Genomic DNA, 21,486 nt, shown 5'->3' with positions numbered 1-21,486 from the left:
CATCGCCGCGCCCGCGTCTCAAGTGCTATGATCGCCGCATGTCCGCAACCCAGCCGCCGAAAAGCCGCCGCGCCGCGCTGCGCCGCATCACCGCCGCCTCGCTGGAAAACGCGGCGCTCTACTACCTGCAACGCTTCGACGGCACCGCCGCCCACCTGCGCCGCGTGCTGCAAAACAAGGTGCGCCGCGCCGCGGCCCATCCCCAGGCGGAGGTGGATACGGAGGCCGCCCAGGCCTGGATCGACGCCGCGGTCGCCAAGATGCTGCGCCTCGGCTACATCGACGACGCGCGCACCGCGCGGAGCAAGGCGCGCGGCCTCTATGCCCGCGGCACGCCGCCCGCGGCGATCCGCCGCCGCCTCGCCGCCGCCGGGGTGGGCGCGGAAGACGCGGAGGCGGCGCTCGCCACCCTTTCGGAAGAGGAAGGCGAGAACCGCGACCTCACCCTCGCCGCCGCCCTCACCCTGGCGCGCCGCCGCCGCCTCGGCCCCTTCCGCGCCGCGGCGGAGCGGCAGGACAGGCGCGACAAGGACCTCGCGGCGCTCGGGCGCGCCGGTTTCGACTACGACACCGCGCGGCGGGTCATCGACGCGCCGGATGCGGAAGCCCTGGAAGAAGAAATGTCCTAGTTCGGCGGATTCACCGGAACCGCTTCCACCGCATAGGCGCGGTGGCCGTCGAGGCCGCTGTCCGCGACCTCGGGCCGCAGCACGTCGCGCAGATGCCGCGCCACGCCCTCGCGGAACTCCGGCTTGACGAACGACCAGGTGACATACACCCCGCCGCGCGCCTCGTAATCCATGATGCCCTTGTCGTCCTGCGCCGCGTCCAGCAGCGCGCCGAGATCGTCGGTGGCGCAGACGAACACCCAGCCGGGCTTCACCCCGCGGTGGAAGAACGCCGCAACGCCGCCACGGCCGGCAATCCCAAGAGTTGAGGGCCGGACCATCAAGAGTTTCCAAAAACGGCCCTTGTCGTTCTTCTCCCACGGAATGTCCATCGGCTCGGAGACCGCGACTGATGCATCATCCCGCTTCAGAAAACCGAACCACATGCGCGACCCTTTTCATGAATGCCGCGAAAAGTTCCTTGCCTCGGGCGAAGGTTGACGCGATTCCGCGCCGAGTCGTATACTATATTACGTAACTTTTACAATTATTCAACGTTTCTTCACAACCCTCGCGAGACGCATGGACCCCTTGATTGACGCACTGATCACCGAACTGGGATTGATCCCCCACCCCAGCGAGGGCGGATACTTCCGCGAAACCTGGCGCGCCGCGCAAATCCTCGCCGATCCCGCGCTCAGCCAGGCCTACGGCGGCCCGCGCTGCGCCGGAACCGCCATCTACTACCTGCTCACGCCGCAGACCCTCTCCGCCATGCACCGCGTGCGCTCGGACGAAATCTTCCACTTCTACCTCGGCGACGCCGTCGAGCAGCTTCGCCTAACCCCTGGAGGAAAAGGCGAAATCGTCCGCCTCGGCTCCGGCATCGCCGCCGGGGAACGCCCGCAGTCCCTGGTGCCGCACGGCACCTGGCAGGGCGCCCGCCTCAAACCCGGCGGCCGCTTCGCCCTGATGGGATGCACCGTCTCGCCGGGCTTCGAATTCGCCGACTACGAACACGGCGACCGCGCCAGCCTCACCGCGGAATGGCCGGAGTTCGCCGAAATGATCGCAACCCTCACCCCCGCCGACCCGGTGGCGCGGGGGTAGCAAGGGAAAACTCAGGAAAAGAAAAAACTTTACGAGGGATCTTGGACCCCTCGCGCTCCCCATAACTTTTGGTTTTTGCGCGTAGCGCCATAGAACCATCACGCCGCGTGACGGTTGATGGCCGCTGCGCGGCAAAAACAAGTTAGGGGGGTCAAGGGGTCTGCGACCCCTTGCGGGGGCCAGGGGCAGCGCCCCTGGCCTGGTTTTTACTTCCCCGCCGCGGGCGGATAGCCGGTGAAGCGGCCCATGCGGAAGAGGTTCAGGGTCAGGGTGTAATCCCTGTGGATCGGCACCGAGAGGGTGACCGGGCCGGAGACCGGGCCGGTGAATCCGGCGGCGTAGTCGGCGACGTCGGCGCGGCGGGTGGCGAGCCAGACCTCGCGGCCCTTGAAGTTCTTGAGGTCGGCGGTGAGGTCGTAGTGGTCGTCGATGTGGCCGTCGGCGTTCCATTTGGCGAGCGGCGGCTGCGGCTGCGGCAGGTAGTAGAGCATCGGCGTGAGGATCTTGCGTTCGTCGAAGGCGAGCACCGCGCCGTCGGTGCGCGCCGGGCCGAGCGCGTCGGCGAGCGCCATGCCCATGCGATCCCAGCCGCGCAGGCGCTTCATCGGGTCGGTCTTGGCGGAGAGCTGCACCCCGGCGGTGCGGGCCAGGGCGTCATAGTTGACCATGGCGAGCGCGGCGAGGAGGTGCACGCCGATGGCGAGGCGCAGCCAGATGTCGCGGCGGGAGAGCGCGGCGGCGACCCACAGGCTGCCCGCGACGTAGGCGGGGGCAGCCCAGTTGGCGTTGGCGCGGGAGAGGAAGCCCTCCACGGTCATGATCGCGAGCAGCGGCAGGGCGAAGGCGGCCATCAGGATGGTGCGGCGGCCCTCCGCCGTGGCGGCGTCGGGGCGGCGGCGGAAAAGCAGGACGGCGAGGCCGAGCAGCGCGGCGAAGGGGATCGGCCCGAACACCCCGAACTGCCCGCCGAGGAAGGCGAGCGCCTTGAGCGGGTGGAGGCCGCCCGCGTCGAGGTGGGCGTTGGCGCGGGTGTGGGCGAAGCTGACGAAGTGGTTGGCGGCGTTCCACGCGACGTTGGGGGCGAAGATCAGCGCGCCGAGGGCGAGCGCGATCCACGGCCCGGGTTTGCGCCACAGGCCGCGCCAGGCGGGCACGCAGGCGAAGGCGAGCGCGGCGGACAGCGGAAAGGCGATCATCGCGTACTTGGCGAGCATGCCGAGGCCGAGCGCGACGCCGAGGCCTATCCAGGCGGCAAGGGCGGGCCTGCCCTCCTCCTCATCGTCGAGCGCGGCGGCGAGCGCGGCGAGGCCCCAGCCCCAGGCGCACATCAGGAAGGGATCGGTGGAGATGAGGAGCGCGGAGAGCGACACCCCCGGCAGGGTGAGGAAGAGCACCGCGGCGAAGAAGCCGACGCGCCCGCCCCACAGCCGCCGCCCCAGCGCGAACAGCGCGAGCGCGGTGCCCGCGTGGGCCAAGGGCGAGCCGAGGCGCACCGCCCATTCCCCGTCGCCGAACAGCGCGGTGGTGACGGCGATCGCCCAGGCGACCACCGGCGGCTTGGAGAAATAGCCGAACGCCGGGGTGAGCGACCACGACCAGTACTGCGCCTCGTCGAAGGAGAGCGACAGCGGCGAGGCGGCGAGTTCGGCGATGCGCCACAGCGTCACCGCGGCCACCGCGAAGAGGACGAGGCCCCGGCCCGGCTCGCGGGATGCTGCCGCGGCGTCGCGCGGGGTCATCTCAGCCGTCCTCCTGGTGGAGCAGCACGGCGAGCGACATCAAAAGCGTCACCGCCACCGGCGACCAGGCGGCAAGGAACACCGGCAGGGTGTTGGAGAGCCCGAGCGCGTAGGTGATGCGGGTGAAGAAATAGAAGGAGAAGCCGACGGCCACTCCGGAGATGACGCGGAACAGCAGGCCGCCCTTGCGGATGTTGGGGTTGAGCGAGAACACCGCGGCGACGCACACCATGGCGCAGAGCAACAGCGGCGAGGCCAGGAGCGAATGCCAGTGCAGCAGGTGGCGGTGCGCCGAGAACCCGGCGGACTCGAAGAAGCGGATGAACCCCGGCAGATCCCAGAACGACAGGCTGGCGGGGGAGGAGAACTTCTCCTGGATCTTGGAGAGCGACAGCGCGGTGGGCTGGTGGATTTCCGCCACGTGGCGCGAGGGCTCCCCGGCCTTCAGCACCCAGACGTCGGCGAGGGTGAGCACGCGGTCGTGGATCGCGCCGGAGGCCGCCTCGTAGCGGGAGGCGAAGCCGCCGCCCTTGCCCATGGCGAGCACGCTCACCTGGCGCATGAACAGACGGCCCTCGCGCTGGTGCACGTCGAGCGCGTGGATCACCGCCTGGCCGCCGTCGCCGGTGGCCTCGCGCATCCACAGCCCGCCGGAAGAGAAGGTGAGCGGGTTGTCCATGCGCATCTGGAGGCTGTCTTCCATGCGCTCGTACTCGCGGTACATCGAGGCGGCGAGCGGGTTGATCGCGAACAGGTTGAACAGCCCGAACAGGAAGACGACCAGCAAGACCGGCGCGAGGAACTGCCACGCCGAAACCCCGACGGCGCGGATCACCACCAGCTCGTGGGTGCGGGTGAGCCGCCAGAAGGCGATCATCGCGCCCAGCATCACCGCGAACGGCAACACCGTGGTCATCATCTGCGGCATCTTGAGCACCGCCATCTCCAGCACCACGGAAAGGCCGACGTCGGCCTTGCTGGTCAGGCGGCGCAACAGCTCGATGCTGTCGAACAGCAGCGTGACGCCGATGATTCCGAGCAGCGTGAACACGAACGCCAACACGAAATGACGCGCGACATAGAAACTGATGATCGGTGACAGTCGCATTCCCGCGTCTCGTTGGTTACACTGCCGTCTTGCATCGTCGCGCCATAGCTTTCACGATCTAGGCGTCATTGCAACCGGAAATCCGGAGAGCCGCCCCACGCGGCCTCGGGGAGGGCCGGAAGACGGTGCGCGACCTCGAGGCAGGAAAGGATCACGGCAGCCATGGTACAGCTCACGCGCATTTATACCCGAGGCGGGGACAAGGGGAAAACCTCTTTGGGCGACGGCACGCGCGTCAACAAGGGGGCGCTCCGGGTCAGCGCCTACGGCACCGTGGACGAGGCCAACGGCATCATCGGCCTGGCGCGGGCGCACACCGCCGCCGACCCGGCGATGGCCGAGTCCGACGCGATGCTGGGGCGCATCCAGAACGACCTGTTCGACCTCGGCGCCGACCTCTGCACGCCGATCAAGGAAGGCGAGGACGCCTCGATGGCGCTGCGCATGCAGCCCGAGCAGGTGAAGCGCCTGGAAAAGGAAATCGACGCGATGAACGCCGACCTGATGCCGCTCAAGTCGTTCATCCTGCCCGGCGGCAAGCCCGCCGCGGCCTATCTGCACCTCGCCCGCTCGGTGATCCGCCGCGCCGAGCGCGAAATCTCGGAGCTGATCGAGAAGGAGCCGGTCAACCCCGAGGCGCTGAAATACGCCAACCGCCTCTCCGACCATCTGTTCGTGCTCGGCCGCTACCTCAACGACAAGGGCGCGGCGGACATTCTGTGGGTGCCGGGGGCCAACCGCTGAGCGGGGGACCCCCGCGCGGATCACGAATATCTTTTTTTCCGCGGCGGGAACGCGTAGCCTGCCGTCGCGGAGAACTGTGCGTGCGTAACATCAGGTGAGGGTGCGCCGATGAAAGTCCTGGTCGCGGTGAAACGCGTCGTCGATTACAACGTGAAGATCCGGATCAAGCCGGACGGCTCCGGCGTCGATACGGCGAATCTCAAGATGTCGATGAATCCCTTCGACGAGATCGCGGTCGAAGAGGCGGTGCGCTGGAAGGAAAAGGGCCACGCGGCGGAAGTGGTTCTCATCGGCATCGGGCCGCAGGCGGCGCAGGACACGTTGCGCACCGGCCTCGCCATGGGCGCGGACCGCGCCGTCCTGGTGAAGACCGAAACCGAGACGGAACCCCTGGCGGTGGCGAAGCTGATCGCCGCGGTGGCCAAGACGGAAAAGCCCGACGTCATTCTGCTGGGCAAGCAGGCGATCGACGACGACTCCAACCAGACCGGCCAGATGCTCGCCGCCCTGCTCGGCCTGCCGCAGGGCACCTTCATCTCCGCCGCGAAGCCGGACGAGGCGGGCCGCATCACCGTGATCCGCGAGATCGACGGCGGGCTGGAGACGCTCTCGCTGGCCACCCCCTGCGTGCTCACCACCGATCTGCGCCTGAACGAGCCGCGCTACGCCTCGCTGCCCAACATCATGAAGGCGAAGAAGAAGCCCTTGGACGTCACCACGCCCGCGGACCTCGGCGTCGATGTCGCGCCGCGCCTCGCCCTGCTCAAGGTGGCGGAGCCGCCGACGCGCAAGGCCGGGGTGATCGTCGGCTCGGTCGCCGAACTCGTCGATAAACTCAAGAACGAAGCGAAGGTGCTCTGAATGCGCGCCCTGGTCATCGCGGAACACGACAACCGCCACCTCAAGCCCGCCACCCTCGCCGCCGCCGAGGCGGCGCGGCAGCTCGGCGGCGGCGTGGACATCCTCGTCGCCGGGGCGCGCTGCGCCGCGGTGGCCGAGGCCGCCGCCGCCATCCCCGGGGTGGAGACGGTGCTGCTCGCCGACGACGCGGTGTTCGAGCAGGCGCTCGCCGAACCGCTCGCCGACCTCATCGCCGGGCTGGCCGGGGGCTACGATGCGCTGCTCGCCGCCGCCACCGCCGCGGGCAAGAACGTGATGCCGCGCGTCGCCGCCCTCCTCGACGTGCAGCAGGTCTCCGACATCGTCGCGGTGGTCTCCCCCGACACCTTCGTCCGCCCGATCTATGCGGGCAACGCGCTCGCCACGGTGCGCTCCGCCGACGCCAAGAAGGTGATCACCGTGCGCACCACCGCCTTCGAGGCGGCGGCAGGCAGCGGCGCGGCGGCGGTGAAGCCGGTGGCCGCGGTGGCGGACGCCGGGCTGTCGCAGTTCCTCGAACGCCGGGTGACGGAATCGGTGCGGCCGGAACTCACCTCCGCGCGCGTCATCGTCGCGGGCGGCCGGGGCATCGGCTCCGACGGCGCGTTCGCCCTGGTTTCGCAGCTTGCCGACATTCTCGGCGGCGCGGTGGGGGCAAGCCGCGCCGCGGTGGACGCGGGCTTCATCCCCAACGATGCGCAGGTCGGCCAGACCGGCAAGATCGTGGCGCCGGACCTCTACATCGCGGTCGGCATCTCGGGCGCGATCCAGCACCTCGCGGGAATGAAGGACTCCAAGGTCATCGTCGCGATCAACAAGGACGGCGAGGCCCCGATCTTCCAGGTCGCGGACTACGGCCTCGTCGCCGACGTGTTCGAGGCGGTGCCCGCGCTGATCGACTGCCTCAACCGCTGATCCGCCCGACGACAGAATGAAGGGGGCCCCTCGGTGCACCGCCTGCTGACCGGTTTCCGCCCCTATCTCGCGCTGCTGCTGCTCTGCCTCGGCCTCTATCTGCCCGGGCAGGCGGCGGTGCCGCCCTTGGACCGCGACGAATCCCGCTATATGCAGGCCTCCCGCCAGATGCTGGAGAGCCGCGATTTCGTCTCCATCCACTTCCAGGACACCCCGCGCAACAAGAAGCCGGTGGGCATCTACTGGGCGCAGGCCGCCTCCGTCGCCCTCTTCTCCGACGCCGCGTCCGGCGCCGCGTGGCCCTACCGCCTGCCCTCGCTGATCGGCGCCGCCGCCGCGGTGCTGTTCACCTTCGGCTTCGGTCAATACCTGTTCGACCGGCGCGTCGCCTTCGTCGGCGCGGCGCTGCTCGCCTCCTCGCTGATCCTGGTGGCGGAGGCGCACCAGGCGAAGACCGACGCGGTGCAGCTCGCCTGCGTCGCCGCGGCGATGGGCGCGCTCGGGCGGCTCTACATGCAGGCGCGCAAGGGTCCCGCGGTGCCCGCGGCGCAGGTCGCGGCGATGTGGCTGGCGCTCGGCGTCGGCATGCTGGTGAAGGGGCCGATCCCGCCGATGGTGATGATCCTCGCCATCGCCGCGCTCGCCATCGCCGACAAACGCTGGCGTTGGCTCGGCACGCTGCGCCCGGTCACCGGCATTCCCATCGCGCTCGCCGTGGTGGTGCCCTGGCTCGTCGCCGTGGCCGCCGGGCCGCAGACCGGATTCGTCTCCGAGGCGGTGCAGAAGGACCTGCTGCCCAAGCTGATCGGCGGGCAGGAGGCGCACGGCGGCTTCCCCGGCCTGTATGCGGCCATCGCGCTCGCCACCCTGTGGCCCGGCTCGCTGCTGCTCGCCCCCGCGCTGGTACGCGCATTCAAGGAGCGCGCCCAGCCCGGCGTGCGCTTCTGCCTCGCCTGGGCAGTGCCCTCGTGGCTGGTGTTCGAGATCGTGCCGACCAAGCTGCCGCACTATCCGCTGCCGGTCTATCCGGCGCTCTGCCTGCTCATCGCCGCCGCCCTGTTCGCGGTGCGGGAGGACGCCTACGCCCTGTTCTCCCGCCTCTGGGCGAAGGCGCTCGGCGTGCTGTGGGCGGTGGTCGGGGTGGCGCTCGCCGCCGCTTCCCTGGTGCTGCCCGTGGTCTACGGCGACGGCTTCGCCTGGATGAGCGTGCCGGTCGCCGCCTGCGCGCTCGCCGCCGCCGCCATCCCGCTCGCCCGCTTCCAGCGCGGCAGGCCGCTGCCCGCCGCGGTGTTCGCCATCGCGCTTTGCATTCCCGTCTACGCCGGGGTGTTCCAGGTGGTGCTGCCCGCGCTCTCCCGCCTGTGGGTGGGGCCGCGCCTCGCCGAGGCGGCGCGCATCCTCGCCCCCGAGGGCGCGGCGGTGGCGATCAGCGGCTATCACGAACCCAGCATGGTGTTCGCCCTCGGCACCGGGACCCGCCTCACCGGCCCGGAGGGCGTGGCCGACGCCCTCGCCGCCGATCCCGCCGCCATCGGCATCGTCGAGGCGCGCGGCGAAGAAGCCTTCGCCGCGCACATCGCCGCCCTCGGCATCGCGCCGCCCGCGCCGCGCGCCGAGGTGGACGGCTTCAACTACTCCAAGGGCAAGCCGGTGCGCCTCTTCCTCTATCGCCTGCAGGGCGGGCCATGACGCCCCGCGAGGCCGCCGCACGCGCCGCCGCCGCCGCGCGCGCCTTCGGCCGCTTCTGCCGCCGCCACCCCTGGACCGCCGCCACCTGCGGCGTCTGCCTGCTGTGCGCGGCGATGATCGCCTGGATCGACCTGCCGCTCGCCCACGTCCTGCGCAACCGCCTGCCGCCCAACACCTACGGCTTCTTCAAGGTCCTCACCGACGTCAGCCTCACCGGCCTGTGGTACGTGCTCGCCGCCGCGCTGCTGCTCGGCGCGCGCATCCTCGCCGGGTTTTCCGGCTCCACCACCACCCACGACCAGTTCATGAACCTCGCGCGCTCCGCCTGGTTCATCATCGTCTCCATGGCCTCCTCGGGCATCCTCGGCCAGATCGTCAAGTTCTGCGCCGGACGCTACCGCCCGCGCTACCTGTTCGAGGAAGGGCTCTACGGCCTCGACCCCTTCGGCGTCCACATGGGCATGTACAGCTTCCCCTCCGGCCATACCCAGACCATCGTCGCGGCGATGACCGCGCTGATGCTGATCTATCCGCGCTACAACCTGCTCTATGTCCTCATCGCCGTGCTCGTCGGCAGCAGCCGCGCGCTCACCACCATCCACTACCCCTCCGACGTGATCATGGGGGCCTATCTCGGCTTCGCCGTCACCATGGGCCTGCGCCGCCTGTTCGAACGCCACGGCCGGTCGTTGCGGGTGGACCGGTAACGGGGGAAAACCAGGCCGGGGCTGCAGTTCGGAAAATGCTCAAGGCATTTTCCTCATCCTCGGCTTCGCCTCGGACCGTTGCCTTCGGCAACGTCCCTACGAACGCCTTCGGCGTTCTCCGTGCCCCGGACCCCGCTGGGGCCTTGGCCCCAGACCCCATAACTGGTTTTTCGCCGCGTAAGCGGCAGGCAACCGTCACGCCGCGTGATGGCTCTATGGCGCTGCGCGCAAAAACCTAAAGTTATGGGGTGCGCGAGGGGACCGAGTCCCCTCGCAAAGTTTTGGTGTTTAGGGCAGGGTGCCGGTTTTGGCGAAGATGCGCAGCAGGTCCTGGGCGGGTTGCTGGCGGAGGTCGAGGTCGTTGGCGAAGGCGAGCGCCCGGCCGTCCTTGTCGATGAAGAAGAGGCTGGGCAGCGCGCGGCCGCCCATCGCTTCGAGGAATTCCTGGCCGTGGTCGAGGAAGAACGGCAGGGTATCGACATCCGCGCCGCGGAAGAAGTGGCGCGCGCCGTCGATCCCCGACTTGTCGGCGGTCATCACCGGCACCACGGCGAGGCCGAGGCGGGTGAGTTCGCCGTACATCTTGTCGAGTTCGATCACCTCGGGGCGGCAGGGGCGGCACCACGACGCCCAGAAGGCGAGCAGCACCGGCCGGCCCGCGAAGTCGGCGATCGAGGCTTCGAGCCGCCGGGTGCTGCGGGAATCGATCGGGATGTGCTGGGTGAAGGTGTTGGGCGGCACCGGACGCGGCGTCTTGAAATCGATCACGCGGGCGCGCGCCGCGGCGACGTCGCGGTACTTTTCGTCGTCTCCGGGTCTTGCAAATTGCCGCTGGATCAGCAAGAAGAGGCTGCCGACGACGGCGAGGAGCACCGCCGCCGTGGCGATCGCCTTGATCAGCGTGCGGCGGTCCGTCTCCGGGTTTTCGGCTTGCGGATTCTCCGGCGGCGTGGAAGGCTCCAAGTCCATCGTTCTGCGTTCCCCAGGTGTTCGTCGCGCGACCCGTTTTTCTCAGATTACAGAGACGCTCATGAGCCAGACTTCCGATTCCGAGACCCCCAGCAGCATCTGGGGCGGGCGCTTCGCTTCCGGCCCCGCCGCCGTGATGCAGGAAATCAACGCCTCGATCGGCTTCGACAAGCGTCTCTACCGCCAGGACATCGCGGGGTCGAAGGCGCACTGCGCGATGCTGGCGGCGTGCGGCATCATATCCGAAGCCGACGGAAACGCCATCGTTTCCGGCTTGGACGCCATCCTCGCGGAAATCGAGGCGGGCGCCTTCCCCTTCCGCGTCGCCTTCGAGGACATTCACATGAACGTCGAGGCGCGGCTCAAGGAACTGATCGGCGAGCCCGCCGGGCGGCTGCACACCGCGCGCTCGCGCAACGACCAAGTGGCCACCGACTTCAAGCTGTGGGTGCGCGACGCGCTGGACGCCGCGGACGTCCAGCTGCGCGCGCTCCAGTGCGCGCTGCTCGCCCAGGCGGAGGCGCAGGCCGATGCGGTGATGCCGGGATTCACCCATTTGCAGACGGCGCAGCCGGTGACCTTCGGCCACCACATGCTGGCCTATGTGGAGATGTTCGGCCGCGACCGCGGGCGCTTTGCGGATGCGCGCAAGCGGGCGGGCGAATGCCCGCTCGGCGCCGCCGCGCTGGCCGGAACCTCGTTCCCCATCGACCGCTTCCACACCGCGGCGGCTCTCGGTTTTGCCGCGCCCACCGCCAATTCGCTGGATTCGGTCTCCGACCGCGATTTCGCGCTGGAGGCGCTCGCCGCCGCCGCGATCGCGGGGGTGCACCTGTCGCGCCTCGCCGAGGAACTGGTGATCTGGACCTCGGCGCAGTTCGCCTTCGTGCGGCTGCCCGATTCCTTTTCCACCGGCAGCTCGATCATGCCGCAGAAGCGCAACCCCGATGCGGCGGAGCTGTGCCGCGCCAAGGCCGGACGCCTGATCGCCGACCTCAACGCGCTCCTGATCGTGATGAAGGGCCTGCCGCTGGCGTACTCCAAGGACATGCAGGACGACAAGGAGCCGACCTTCGAGGCGTTCGACACCCTCGCGCTCTGCCTCGCCGCGATGACCGGCATGATCTCCGAGCTTGCCGTGGACCGCGAGGCGTGCAAGGCGGCGGCGGGCAAGGCCTTCGCCACCGCCACCGACCTCGCCGACTGGCTGGTGCGGGCGCTCGGCATGCCCTTCCGCGAGGCGCACCACGTCACCGGCGCGCTGGTCAAGGCGGCGGAGGCCGCGGGCTGCGGCCTGACCGACCTGCCGCTCGCCGCGATGCAGGCGGCCGAACCGCGGATCACCGCCGACGTCTATTCCGTGCTCACCGTCGAAAGCTCGGCGGCGAGCCGCATGAGCTTCGGCGGCACCGCGCCCGCGCGGGTGCGCGAACAGTGCGCCGCGGCGCGCACCCGCTTCGGACTGTGAGGGGAACCGCCATGGCCAAATCCCGTTTCCTGATCGCCGCTGCGCTGCTCTCCGCGCTGCTCGCCACCGCCGCCTGCGGCAAGAAGGGACCGCCGGAGCACGTGCCCGACGGCAACTACCCCACCACCTATCCGACCCGCTGAGGACAGCCGCGATGAACCATTTCCATTACCGCGACGGACGGCTCTTCGTCGAGGACAAGGCGCTCGCCGACATCGCGGCGGAGGTCGGCACGCCGTTCTATTGCTATGCCTCCGCCACCCTCGCGCGGCACTACGACGTGTTCGCCGCCGCGATCGCCGACAACGGCCTCGATGCCGCGATCTGCTTCGCGGTGAAGGCCAACGCCAGCCTCGCGGTGATCCGCACCCTGGCGCAGCGCGGCTGCGGCGCCGACGTGGTGAGCGAGGGCGAGCTGCGCCTCGCCCTGCGCGCCGGGGTTCCGGCGGAGCGCATCGTGTTTTCCGGCGTCGGCAAGACCGGGCGCGAACTTTCCTTCGCCCTGGTCTCCGGCATCCGCCAGATCAACGTCGAATCCCTGCCGGAGCTGGAAAGCCTGAACGCGCTCGCGGTGCGCATGGGCAGGCGCGCGCCGGTGGCGGTGCGCGTCAACCCCGACGTGGACGCCCACACCCACGCGAAAATCTCCACCGGCGCCGCCGAGCACAAGTTCGGCATCGCCTGGGACTCCGCCCTCGCGGTCTGCCGCCATGCCGACGAACTGCCGGGCATCGACTTCCGCGGCCTCGCGGTGCACATCGGCTCGCAGCTCACCGAGCTTGCGCCCTTCGCCCAGGCCTTCGCCAAGGTGCGGGACCTCACCCTCGCCCTGCGCGAGGCGGGCGTGCCGGTCTCCCACCTCGACCTCGGCGGCGGCCTCGGCGTGCCCTATGCGCCGGGGGAGGAACCGCCCTCGCCCGCCGCCTATGCCGCGATGGTGCGCGAGACCCTGGGCGGCCTCGGCTGCGCCCTGATGTTCGAACCCGGCCGCATGCTGGTGGGCAACGCGGGCGTGCTCGTCGCCAAGGTGATCTACGTCAAGGAAACCGGCACCAAGACCTTCGTCATCGTCGATGCGGCGATGAACGACCTGATCCGCCCCTCGATGTACAGCGCCCACCACGAGGTGATCCCGGTGGCCGAACCCGCGCCCGACGCCGAGATCGCCCCGGTGGACGTGGTCGGCCCGATCTGCGAGACCGGCGACACCTTCGGCCGCGCCATGCTGCTGCCGCCGCTCGCCGCGGGCGACCTCGTCGCCTTCGGCACCGCCGGGGCCTACGGCGCGGTGATGTCGTCCTCCTACAACGGACGCCCCCTGGTGCCCGAGGTGCTGGTCAAGGGCAGCCAAAGCTGCGTCACCCGCCGCAGACCCGACTACGAGGACATGCTCGCCCTCGAAACCCTGCCCAACTGGCTGTGACGGGTTGAAAACCAAAACGTCGCGGGGGGACTCGGCCCCCCCGCCCCCCCATAACTTTTGGGTTTTGCGCGCAGCGCCGCAGAGCCGTCACGCGGCGTGACGGTCGATAGCCGCTACGCGGCGAAAAAACTTGGGGGAGGTGCGGAGGGTCCGCGACCCTCCGCGAAGTTTTGGTTTTACGGCTTGGCCGGGGCCGGGGCTTCCGGCTTGGCGGCAGGTTTTTCTTCCTGCATCGCGGACTTGGCGGCCGGGGCCTCGGCGAAGGTGACCTCGTAGCGCACCGCCGCGGCGGAGGGGTCTTCCATACGGATCTGGAAGCCGACCTGGGCGCCGCCTTCGAGGCTGTCCTTGCGCGGCTTGGCGTAGGCTTCCTGGATGGTGCTGCCGCCGGTGTCCAGGAGGACGAGGCGCAGCAGGGGAACCGGGCGGTCCTCCTTCACCACGTTGGCGATGACGCCGCGCACCAGCAGCACGGAGAGCTTGCCCTCCTTGACCATTTCCGAGGTGACGCCGCGGAATTCCAGGCCGTCGCCGAGGACCTCGATCGGCACGCCGAGCGACTTGTAGAGCGGCGCTGCGCCGGGGAAGCGCTGCACGATCTGCACCCGCGCGAACCACAGGGCCGCGCCGATGCCGCCGAGCAGCACGACGAGGAAGATCAGCTTGCCCCAGATGCCCTTCTTCTCGGTGGTTTCGATGCGGTTGGCGAGCACCTTGGGGATATCTTCGGCGCGCGCGCCGAGCAGGGAATCCACGTCCATGGTGTTGGCGGAGGCGTCGTCGGCGCTGCGCGTCCCGGCGAGGGCGGAGGGGTCGTCCGGCGGCGCGATGGTGGGGATGTCGAAGTCGTCGTCCGCCTTCGCCGCAGGGACGTCGAGGCCCGCCTCCATCGGCAGGCTGCGGCTGCCCATGGGAGGCGGCGGCGCGATATCCGGCATGCCGACGGGATCGGATTCGAGCGGCAGGTCGCCCGCGCCGACGGTGGCGGTCGGCGGCATCAGGGGCGGCGGCGCGGGGCGGCGCGGCGGCAGCTCCATCGCATCCATCGGCCCCATCGGCTCCACGGAGACCGGCGGCTGTGCGAAGGGGGCGGCTTCCGGCATCTGATGCCACGTATGGCCGCACTTGAAACAACGCACCTTGCGGCCCTTCGTTCCCAGGATCGCATCGGCGATCGAGAACTTAGTCGCGCACTCGGGGCAGGAGATGATCATGCCGCCAGACCTTCTTTAGCAATTGGCCGGACTACGGTTTTTCACTTATATGGGAGTGCCGCCCGGAACTCAAGCATTCCCACGCGCACCGCCCGAGCGGAAGCTGGACCGCGCCCTTTGCTCGTGCCATTGTGAGCCCCATGAAACCCGAACGCCCCCTGCCTGGCCGCCGCGCCCCTGTCGAGTCCGCGATCGTGCGGCTCGAAAACGTCGGTTTGCGCTATGGCCAGGGGAACGAGATTCTGCGCGACATCTCGATGGTGCTGGAGGCCGGGTCCTTCCGTTTCCTCACCGGCGATTCCGGCGCAGGCAAGTCCTCGCTGTTGAGCCTGATGTACCTGGCGCGGCGGCCCTCGCGCGGCCGCATCGAAATGTTCGGCATCGACGCGACGCGGATGTCGCACGCCATGCTGCCGCGGGTGCGCCGCCGCATCGGCGTGGTGTTTCAGGATTTCCGCCTGCTCGACCACCTGACCACGCTCGACAATGTGGCCCTGCCGCTGCGCGTCGCCGGGGTGAAGGAATCCGAGATCGCCCGCCACGTGCCGGAGCTGCTGCACTGGGTCGGCCTGGGCGAGACGATGAAGGCGAAGCCGCCCGAGCTCTCCGGCGGCGAAAAGCAGCGCATCGCCATCGCCCGCGCGGTGATCAACCGCCCCGACCTGCTGCTCGCCGACGAGCCCACCGGCAACGTGGACGACCGCATCGCGCAGCGCCTGATGCACCTGTTCATCGAACTCAACCGCCTCGGCACCACGGTGGTGATCGCCACCCACAACGAGCCCCTGATCCGCCGCTTCGGCTTTCCGCGGCTGCACCTCGAGGGCGGCGGCCTGGTCACCCTCGGCCCGATGGAGGCGGAACCATGATCCGCTTCCGCCGCCGCGCCGACCTGCCGTTCGACCACGACGCCACCGCCGCCTTCCTCCCCGCGATGATCGCGATGATGGTGTTCCTCGCCACGCTCGCGCTCTCCGGGGCGCTGGTGCTGGACAACCTGCTCTCGCGCTGGAACCGCGACATCAAGGGCACGCTCACCGTGCAGGTGCTGCCCGCGGAGTCCGACCCGTCCTCGAAGCTGACCAGAGAGCGCGTCGAAAAGGCGGTGCGCATCCTCGAGGAGACGCCGGGCGTCACCCAGGTGCGGCCCCTCTCGGCGCAGGAGCTTGCGGCGCTGATCGAACCCTGGCTCGGCGACTCCGGTCTGGTCGCCGACCTGCCGCTGCCGCGCCTCATCGACGTGACGATCAGCGAGGACAGCCCGCCCAGCCTGGAGGGCCTTGCCGCGCGCCTGAAGAAGGCGGTGCCCGGCGCCTCGGTGGACGACCACCGCATCTGGCTCGCCCGCGTCGTGCGCCTCGCCGACGGGCTCGAGATGCTGGCCAAGGCGGTGATGGTGCTGGTGACGCTGGCCGCCGCCGCGGCGGTGGTGTTCGCCACCCGCGCCGGGCTTTCGATCCACCGCCAGAGCATCGAGATTCTGCATCTGGTCGGCGCGCGCGACGGCTATATCGGGCGGCAGTACGCGCTGCGCGCGCTCACGCTCGGCGGCGGCGGCGCGGCGGCGGGGTTCGCCCTCGCGGCGCCGGTGCTGCTCGGCCTCGGCGCCATGGCCAAGACCCTGGAGGGCGGCCTGCTGGCGGAGATCGGACTGTCCCCCGCGCACTGGGCGATCCTCGCCGCGGTGCCGGTGGCCGCCGCCCTGCTCGCCATGGCCTCCGCCTTCCTCACCGTGCTCGGAACCCTGTCCAGGATGCTATGAGACGCGCCGCACGCACCCTCCTGGTCGCCTTCGCCATCGCCCTTGCCCTGTGGGCGCTGGGGCTGGTGCGCTTCGTCGCCACCATGCCCGGCGAGGTCTCCGACAACCGCACCCGCACCGACGCCATCGTCGTGCTCACCGGCGGCAGCGACCGCCTCGCCACCGGCCTCAAGCTGCTGCGCGAGGACTATGCCGGACGCCTCCTGATCTCCGGCGTCGCCGAGACCCTGACCCTCGAACGCCTGCTGGAGCAGCAGAACCTCACCGACTATCCGGCGGAGCTGCGCCGCCGCGTCTCCCTCGGCCACATGGCCACCAACACCGTGCAGAACGCCTTCGAGACCGCCGCCTGGTGCCGCGAAGAGGGGGTGCGCTCGATCCGCCTGGTCACCGCCGGATACCACATGAAGCGCAGCCTGCTCGAGTTGCAGCACGCCATGCCCGACGTGCGCATCATCCCGCACCCGGTGTTCCCCGACGCGGTGAAGCAGGGCCAGTGGTGGAAGTACCCCGGCACCCTGCTGCTGATGACCCGCGAATACTCCAAGTTCCTGGCCGCGAGCCTGGTTCACATGTTCGGCCTGACTTCCGAGGAATTCCCGTGATCCGATCGTTCTTCTTCAACATCCTCTACATCGTCTGGACCATCCTGCTGAGTACCGGGCTGGTCCTCCTCCTCCCCCTGCCGCGCCGCTACATGGTCGAGGGCAAGCGCCTGTGGACCGGCGGCATCGTGTTCATCGCACGTTGGGTCGCGGGCATCCGCCACGAGGTGCGCGGCCTCGAGAACCTGCCCAAGGGGCCGGTGATCCTGGCGGTGAAGCACCAGTCGGCGTGGGACACCCTCTTCTTCGACAGCATCCTGCCGGATGCGGTCTACGTACTGAAGAAGGAACTGCTCTCCATACCCTTCGTCGGCTGGCACATGCGCAAGACGGAGATGATCGCGCTCGACCGCTCCGCCGGGGTGAAGTCGATGCACCTGCTGCTCGCCAAGGCGCAGGCGACGCTCGACGCCGGACGGCAGATCGTGATCTTCCCCGAGGGCACCCGCACCGCGCCCGGCGCTTCGGTCCGCTACATGCCGGGACTCGCCATGCTCGCCGCCGCGGTGGATGCGCCGGTGGTGCCGGTGGCGCTCAACTCCGGCCTGTTCTGGGCGCGCAAGGCCTTCCTCAAGCGGCCGGGGACGATCATCGTGGAATTCCTGCCGCCGATGCCGCGGGGGATGGAGCGCCGCGCCTTCCTCAACGAACTGCAAAGCCGCATCGAGGACAAGACCCGCGCGCTCGAGTCCGAAGGGCGCAAACAGTTCTCCTCCCAATGAGTGATGTGGATAACTCTGTGGACGGAAAACCGTACATCAGTATTTTATGATATATAGGGCCGGGCGGCGAGTCGAAGCCGCTTTCCCGGCTTTGCGGCAAGCCCACGGGGGAAATTCCGGGGCCGCGCCGCCGAATCGCCGGCAGGCGCCGCGACCCCACTTAATCATCATTCAAAATCAACGGACAAAGCCGCCGCAGCGGCGGCCTGCCGCGGCGGCGGCACGACTCGGCGGCGGCCTGCGCGCCGCGCGCACCGCGCGCAGGCGGCGAAACAGCCGAGAAATCCCAAGGCGTTTCACATGGCGCTGGACCTGTGGACAACTCCTCACTAAAAATTTCCGGTTCGGGTTCCGGCATCGCCGCCGCGCCGCCCCGTCCGCCCGGCGCGGAAGCGCGCCTTCCCCTCACCGGAGCTTCCCGCATGCCTTTCTCCTTCGGCGACCTGCGCCAGGCGATTTCCGAAATGATCTGGCGCGAGAAATACCGCGCCGTCTCCGCCACCGGCGAGTCCATGGAGGAAACCCCGGCGGACACCCACGCGCGGGTCTGCGCCGGAGTGTACGCCGCCGACCCGAAGGCCGAGACCGAAGCGCCGCGCGCCGCCGCCGCGATGAACGCGATGGAGTGGTGCCCCGCCGGGCGCATTCTCGCGGGCGCGGGCACCGGCCGCGCGGTGACGATGATCAACTGCTTCGTCAACGACATGGTGCCGGACTCGATGGCGGGGATCATGGCCGCCAACACCCGCGCCGCGCTGACGATGCAGCAGGGCGGCGGCATCGGCACCGATTTCTCCACCATCCGGCCGAAGGGCGCGCTGGTGGACAAGACCGGCTCCATCGCCTCCGGGCCGATCTCGTTCATGGAGATCTGGCAGGCGATGTGCGGCACCATCATGTCCGGCGGCACGCGGCGCGGCGCGATGATGGGCACGCTCGCCGACGACCATCCCGACCTTCTCGACTTCATCGCCGCGAAGCGGCAGCCGGGGCGGCTGAGCAACTTCAACGTCAGCGTGCTGGTCACCGACGCCTTGATGCGCGCGGTGGATGCGGATGCGGACTGGGACCTCGGCTTCTCGGTGAAGCCCGCCGACCCCGCCCGCATCGTCGCGGTAAAGGAGAAGGACGGCCGCCCGTGGTACGTCTACGAGCGCCTGCCCGCGCGCGCCCTGTGGGACCGCATCATCCGCGCCACCTACGACGCCGCCGAACCCGGGGTGATCTTCATCGACCGGGTGAACGCGGCGAACAACCTGGCCTATGCCGAGACCATCCACTGCACCAACCCCTGCGGCGAGCAGCCGCTGCCGCCCAACGGCGCGTGCAACCTCGGCTGCGTCAACCTCGCCGCGCTGGTGCGCGAGCCGTTTTCCGAAGAGTCGCGCCTCGACTTCGCGCGCCTGGCGGAAGTGGCGGCGATCGGCGTGCGCTTCCTCGACAACGTGCTCGACACCACGCCCTATCCGGTGCCGGAGCAGGCCGCCGAGGCGGCGGCGAAGCGGCGCACCGGCATCGGCATCATGGGCCTCGGCACCGCGCTTCAGATGCTCGGCCTGCGCTACGGCTCCGACGACGCGGAGGCGGCGACCGCGCGGATCATGGAGACGCTGCGCGACGCCTGCTACCGCGCCTCGGTGGAGCTGGCGCGCGAGCGCGGGCCCTTCCCGCTGTTCGACAAGGAGGCCTTCCTCGACCGGCCGTTCGTCCACGCCCTGCCGCAGCCGATCCGCGACGCCATCGCCGAGCACGGCATCCGCAACGGCGTTCTCTTGACCATCGCCCCCACCGGCACCACCGCGCTCTACAACGCCAACGTCTCCTCCGGGTTGGAGCCCACCTTCGGCTGGCGCTATTTCCGCAAGGTGTTGCAGGCCGACGGCGCGCAGCGCGAGTTCGCGGTGCTCGATGCGGGCTTCCTCGCCTGGTGCCGGGTCAACGGCCTCGACCCGGAGAGCGCGCCGCTCGCCGACCTGCCTTCCTACATGGTCACCGCGCTCGAGCTTTCGGTGGAGGAGCACCTGCGCACCCAGGCGGTCTGCCAGCGCTATGTGGACGCGAGCATCAGCAAGACGATCAACTGCCCGGCGGAGATGGACTTCGACGCCTTCAGGGCGGTCTATGCGCTGGCCTACGAGCTCGGCTGCAAGGGCTGCACCACCTACCGCCCGTCGCCGCTGCGCAAACCCATCCTCAGCACCGAGGGAAGCGGCGGCGAGGAGCCGCCGCCGTGCGCCGCCCCCGCGCCGCGGCCCGAGGCGCTCTCCGGCACCACCTACAAGCTCAAGTGGCCGCTCACCGACGAAAACTTCTACGTCACCATCAACGACGTGGAGACCGAGGGCGGCGGGCGCAGGCCCTTCGAAATCTTCATCGCCTCGCGCTCCGCCGAGTTCGCGGAGCTGCTCTCCGCGCTCACCATCACCATCTCGGCGATCATGCGCCGCACCGAGGACCCCTCGTTCCTCATCGAGGACCTGAAGACGGTGCGCGGCGCGCAGGGGGCCTGGGTGCAGGGACGCTACGTCAACGGCGTGGTCGCCCTGATCGCCGAGGTGATGCGCCGCCACATGGCCGACCTCGGCCTCGGCGAAACCGGGGAGGAACCCTCCGGCGCATTGCCGCCCGCGGACTCCGGCGCGCCGGTGGGCGAGATCTGCCCGAAGTGCCACGCCCCCACGGTGTTCCGCCAGGAGGGCTGCAAGAAGTGCCTCAACTGCGGCTATTCCACCTGCGGCTAGATGAGTGCGGCGCCTCCGCCTTTTGTGAATTCTCAATCTAAAAGCGACTCCGCCTGTGGTTTTCCGGGGAGCGGCGTGCTGCCGATCCGGACGGCAATGCGCGCATAGGACGCATGTGGCGGATTTTCCGCCCCCTTCCGGCCTTGTGAATATCCGCTATCCCTATGAAAAGACTCAAATAATACGAAAGTACAGGCTCATTTATATTAAGACGTTTCTTATATATGCCGCTATCTATCTGAAAAGACTCAAAATATAGTCAGCAGCAGTGTAGCATGCCGCCGAGTTGGAAGGCTGCGCAGACCTCCGCCATATCTCACCCCCCGAAATCGCTGCTGCCCGTTCACGGCAGAAACGAGAAGGAGATGTACTGTGCGTTCCATAGACAACATCAAGATCAACGGCAAAATCGGCATCGTCATCGGCGTGCTCGCCCTGGCCTCCGCTCTCATCAGCGGCGTCGGTTATTACGGCCTGCAGGAAATGGAAGGCATCACGCAACAGGTCGGCACCTATGGCGACATGAGCCGCTACGGCGCCCGCCTGAATGCGCAGCTGGAGGCGATCAGCCGCTCCACCTACCGCTTCGCCGCCAATCCCGCCGATCTGGAAGACGCAACGCAGAAACTGAACAACGATGCGCGTCAGTTCGAGGAACGCAGCGCCAAGATGCTGTCCCTCGTCCCCGCCGAACAGAAGGCGGAGATCGAGGCGATCCGGCAGGATTTCGCGGTCTACCTCGACAAGGTGAACGCGGCGGTCGCCGTCGCCCGCAAGCAGGAAAACCTGCAGATCGGCGCGGCGCAACAGGCGATCTATGCGGCGGTCCGGGAATCCCGCACCATCGCCCGGCCGTTGGAGGAAAAGGTCAACGCCCTGGTGGCCCGCCTCAACAAGCAGAGCGACGAGGTCTCCCTGGCGGCGAGCCGAGAAGCCGACACCCTGTCGCTGCTGATGATCGCGGCCGCGGCGGCGGGCATCGCGCTCGGCATCGGCATCGGCCTGGCGATCTCCAAGAAGAGCCTGGTCAACCCGATTCACGCGGTGATCGAGGCGCTGAAGGCGCTCACCGCGGGACGCCTC

Annotated in this window: 21 protein-coding genes; 16 read left to right on the top strand and 5 right to left on the bottom strand. The window is 69.2% G+C overall.

The window, feature by feature from the left end; genetic code table 11:
* Positions 1-38: 38 nt before the first annotated feature.
* A complete protein-coding gene (locus O7R11_RS11415; RefSeq protein WP_337997649.1) occupies positions 39-629 on the top strand; it encodes a regulatory protein RecX in 591 nt (196 codons plus the stop codon).
* Here O7R11_RS11415 and O7R11_RS11410 read toward each other — a convergent pair.
* Positions 626-1,054 (bottom strand): hypothetical protein, encoded by a 429-nt coding sequence (locus O7R11_RS11410; protein WP_337997648.1) that lies wholly within the window; start codon positions 1,052-1,054, stop codon positions 626-628. The genes O7R11_RS11415 and O7R11_RS11410 overlap by 4 nt on opposite strands.
* A gap of 136 nt (positions 1,055-1,190) precedes the next feature.
* On the opposite strand from O7R11_RS11410, the gene O7R11_RS11405 reads away from it, so the two are divergent.
* Positions 1,191-1,718, top strand: coding sequence for a cupin domain-containing protein (locus O7R11_RS11405; protein ID WP_337997647.1), 528 nt, complete (start codon positions 1,191-1,193; stop codon positions 1,716-1,718).
* Between the two features lie 206 nt (positions 1,719-1,924).
* Here O7R11_RS11405 and O7R11_RS11400 read toward each other — a convergent pair whose 3' ends face one another.
* Together O7R11_RS11400 and lptG are read right to left on the bottom strand one after the other, a co-directional pair.
* Positions 1,925-3,457: an ArnT family glycosyltransferase gene (locus O7R11_RS11400; protein WP_337997646.1), complete on the bottom strand. Its 1,533-nt coding sequence runs from the start codon at positions 3,455-3,457 to the stop codon at positions 1,925-1,927.
* Position 3,458: 1 nt separating this feature from the next.
* Positions 3,459-4,565, bottom strand: a complete 1,107-nt coding sequence (gene lptG / locus O7R11_RS11395) for an LPS export ABC transporter permease LptG (RefSeq protein WP_337997645.1) — start codon at positions 4,563-4,565, stop codon at positions 3,459-3,461.
* A 162-nt stretch (positions 4,566-4,727) separates the two neighbouring features.
* Here lptG and O7R11_RS11390 point away from each other — a divergent pair, with 162 nt between their 5' ends.
* The 5 genes from O7R11_RS11390 to O7R11_RS11370 all read left to right on the top strand — a co-directional run bounded on the left by O7R11_RS11390 (position 4,728) and on the right by O7R11_RS11370 (position 9,499).
* Positions 4,728-5,309, top strand: a complete 582-nt coding sequence (locus O7R11_RS11390; RefSeq protein WP_337997644.1) for a cob(I)yrinic acid a,c-diamide adenosyltransferase — start codon at positions 4,728-4,730, stop codon at positions 5,307-5,309.
* A 108-nt stretch (positions 5,310-5,417) separates the two neighbouring features.
* Entirely contained in the window at positions 5,418-6,170 is a 753-nt protein-coding gene (locus O7R11_RS11385) for an electron transfer flavoprotein subunit beta/FixA family protein (protein ID WP_337997643.1), read from the top strand.
* A complete protein-coding gene (locus O7R11_RS11380; RefSeq protein ID WP_337997642.1) occupies positions 6,171-7,103 on the top strand; it encodes an FAD-binding protein in 933 nt (310 codons plus the stop codon).
* A gap of 33 nt (positions 7,104-7,136) precedes the next feature.
* A complete protein-coding gene (locus O7R11_RS11375; protein WP_337997641.1) occupies positions 7,137-8,792 on the top strand; it encodes an ArnT family glycosyltransferase in 1,656 nt (551 codons plus the stop codon).
* The gene (locus O7R11_RS11370; RefSeq protein ID WP_337997640.1) at positions 8,789-9,499 is read left to right on the top strand and encodes a phosphatase PAP2 family protein; all 711 of its coding nucleotides are present in this window, start codon (positions 8,789-8,791) and stop codon (positions 9,497-9,499) included. The genes O7R11_RS11375 and O7R11_RS11370 overlap by 4 nt, the downstream gene beginning before the upstream one ends.
* Before the next feature lie 288 nt (positions 9,500-9,787).
* On the opposite strand, the gene O7R11_RS11365 is transcribed toward O7R11_RS11370, so the two are convergent.
* Complete coding sequence (locus O7R11_RS11365; RefSeq protein WP_337997639.1) at positions 9,788-10,468, bottom strand: TlpA disulfide reductase family protein; 681 nt, start codon at positions 10,466-10,468, stop codon at positions 9,788-9,790.
* 46 nt (positions 10,469-10,514) lie between these two features.
* On the opposite strand from O7R11_RS11365, the gene argH reads away from it, so the two are divergent.
* From argH to lysA, 3 genes are read left to right on the top strand one after another with little or no spacing between them, the layout of a single operon-like run.
* A complete protein-coding gene (gene argH / locus O7R11_RS11360; protein ID WP_420792991.1) occupies positions 10,515-11,936 on the top strand; it encodes an argininosuccinate lyase in 1,422 nt (473 codons plus the stop codon).
* Positions 11,937-11,947: 11 nt separating this feature from the next.
* Positions 11,948-12,079 carry an LPS translocon maturation chaperone LptM gene (gene lptM / locus O7R11_RS11355; RefSeq protein ID WP_337997637.1) on the top strand — a complete coding sequence of 44 codons (132 nt, stop codon included), beginning with the start codon at positions 11,948-11,950 and terminating at the stop codon, positions 12,077-12,079.
* 11 nt (positions 12,080-12,090) lie between these two features.
* The gene (lysA, locus tag O7R11_RS11350) at positions 12,091-13,359 is read left to right on the top strand and encodes a diaminopimelate decarboxylase (RefSeq protein WP_337997636.1); all 1,269 of its coding nucleotides are present in this window, start codon (positions 12,091-12,093) and stop codon (positions 13,357-13,359) included.
* A 176-nt stretch (positions 13,360-13,535) separates the two neighbouring features.
* Here the strand turns inward: lysA and O7R11_RS11345 are convergent, their stop codons facing one another.
* The gene (locus O7R11_RS11345; RefSeq protein WP_337997635.1) at positions 13,536-14,573 is read right to left on the bottom strand and encodes a DUF3426 domain-containing protein; all 1,038 of its coding nucleotides are present in this window, start codon (positions 14,571-14,573) and stop codon (positions 13,536-13,538) included.
* Positions 14,574-14,713: 140 nt separating this feature from the next.
* On the opposite strand from O7R11_RS11345, the gene ftsE reads away from it, so the two are divergent.
* From ftsE to O7R11_RS11315, 6 genes are all read left to right on the top strand, one after another.
* Positions 14,714-15,442, top strand: coding sequence for a cell division ATP-binding protein FtsE (gene ftsE / locus O7R11_RS11340; RefSeq protein ID WP_337997634.1), 729 nt, complete (start codon positions 14,714-14,716; stop codon positions 15,440-15,442).
* On the top strand, positions 15,439-16,335 hold the full coding sequence (locus tag O7R11_RS11335; protein WP_337997633.1) for a cell division protein FtsX: 897 nt from the start codon (positions 15,439-15,441) through the stop codon (positions 16,333-16,335). The genes ftsE and O7R11_RS11335 overlap by 4 nt, the downstream gene beginning before the upstream one ends.
* On the top strand, positions 16,332-16,940 hold the full coding sequence (locus tag O7R11_RS11330; protein ID WP_337997632.1) for a YdcF family protein: 609 nt from the start codon (positions 16,332-16,334) through the stop codon (positions 16,938-16,940). The genes O7R11_RS11335 and O7R11_RS11330 overlap by 4 nt, the downstream gene beginning before the upstream one ends.
* Positions 16,937-17,662 carry a lysophospholipid acyltransferase family protein gene (locus O7R11_RS11325; protein ID WP_337997631.1) on the top strand — a complete coding sequence of 242 codons (726 nt, stop codon included), beginning with the start codon at positions 16,937-16,939 and terminating at the stop codon, positions 17,660-17,662. Before O7R11_RS11330 ends, O7R11_RS11325 begins: the two co-directional genes overlap by 4 nt.
* Before the next feature lie 422 nt (positions 17,663-18,084).
* On the top strand, positions 18,085-20,403 hold the full coding sequence (locus tag O7R11_RS11320) for an adenosylcobalamin-dependent ribonucleoside-diphosphate reductase (protein WP_337997630.1): 2,319 nt from the start codon (positions 18,085-18,087) through the stop codon (positions 20,401-20,403).
* Between the two features lie 372 nt (positions 20,404-20,775).
* Positions 20,776-21,486 (top strand): MCP four helix bundle domain-containing protein (locus tag O7R11_RS11315; RefSeq protein ID WP_476445261.1); only part of this gene is annotated, 711 nt, incomplete at its 3' end.

This window comes from Oleispirillum naphthae (assembly GCA_027864655.1).
Taxonomy (GTDB): domain Bacteria; phylum Pseudomonadota; class Alphaproteobacteria; order Rhodospirillales; family Rhodospirillaceae; genus Oleispirillum; species Oleispirillum naphthae.
This window is presented reverse-complemented; position numbering and strand designations above follow the sequence as displayed.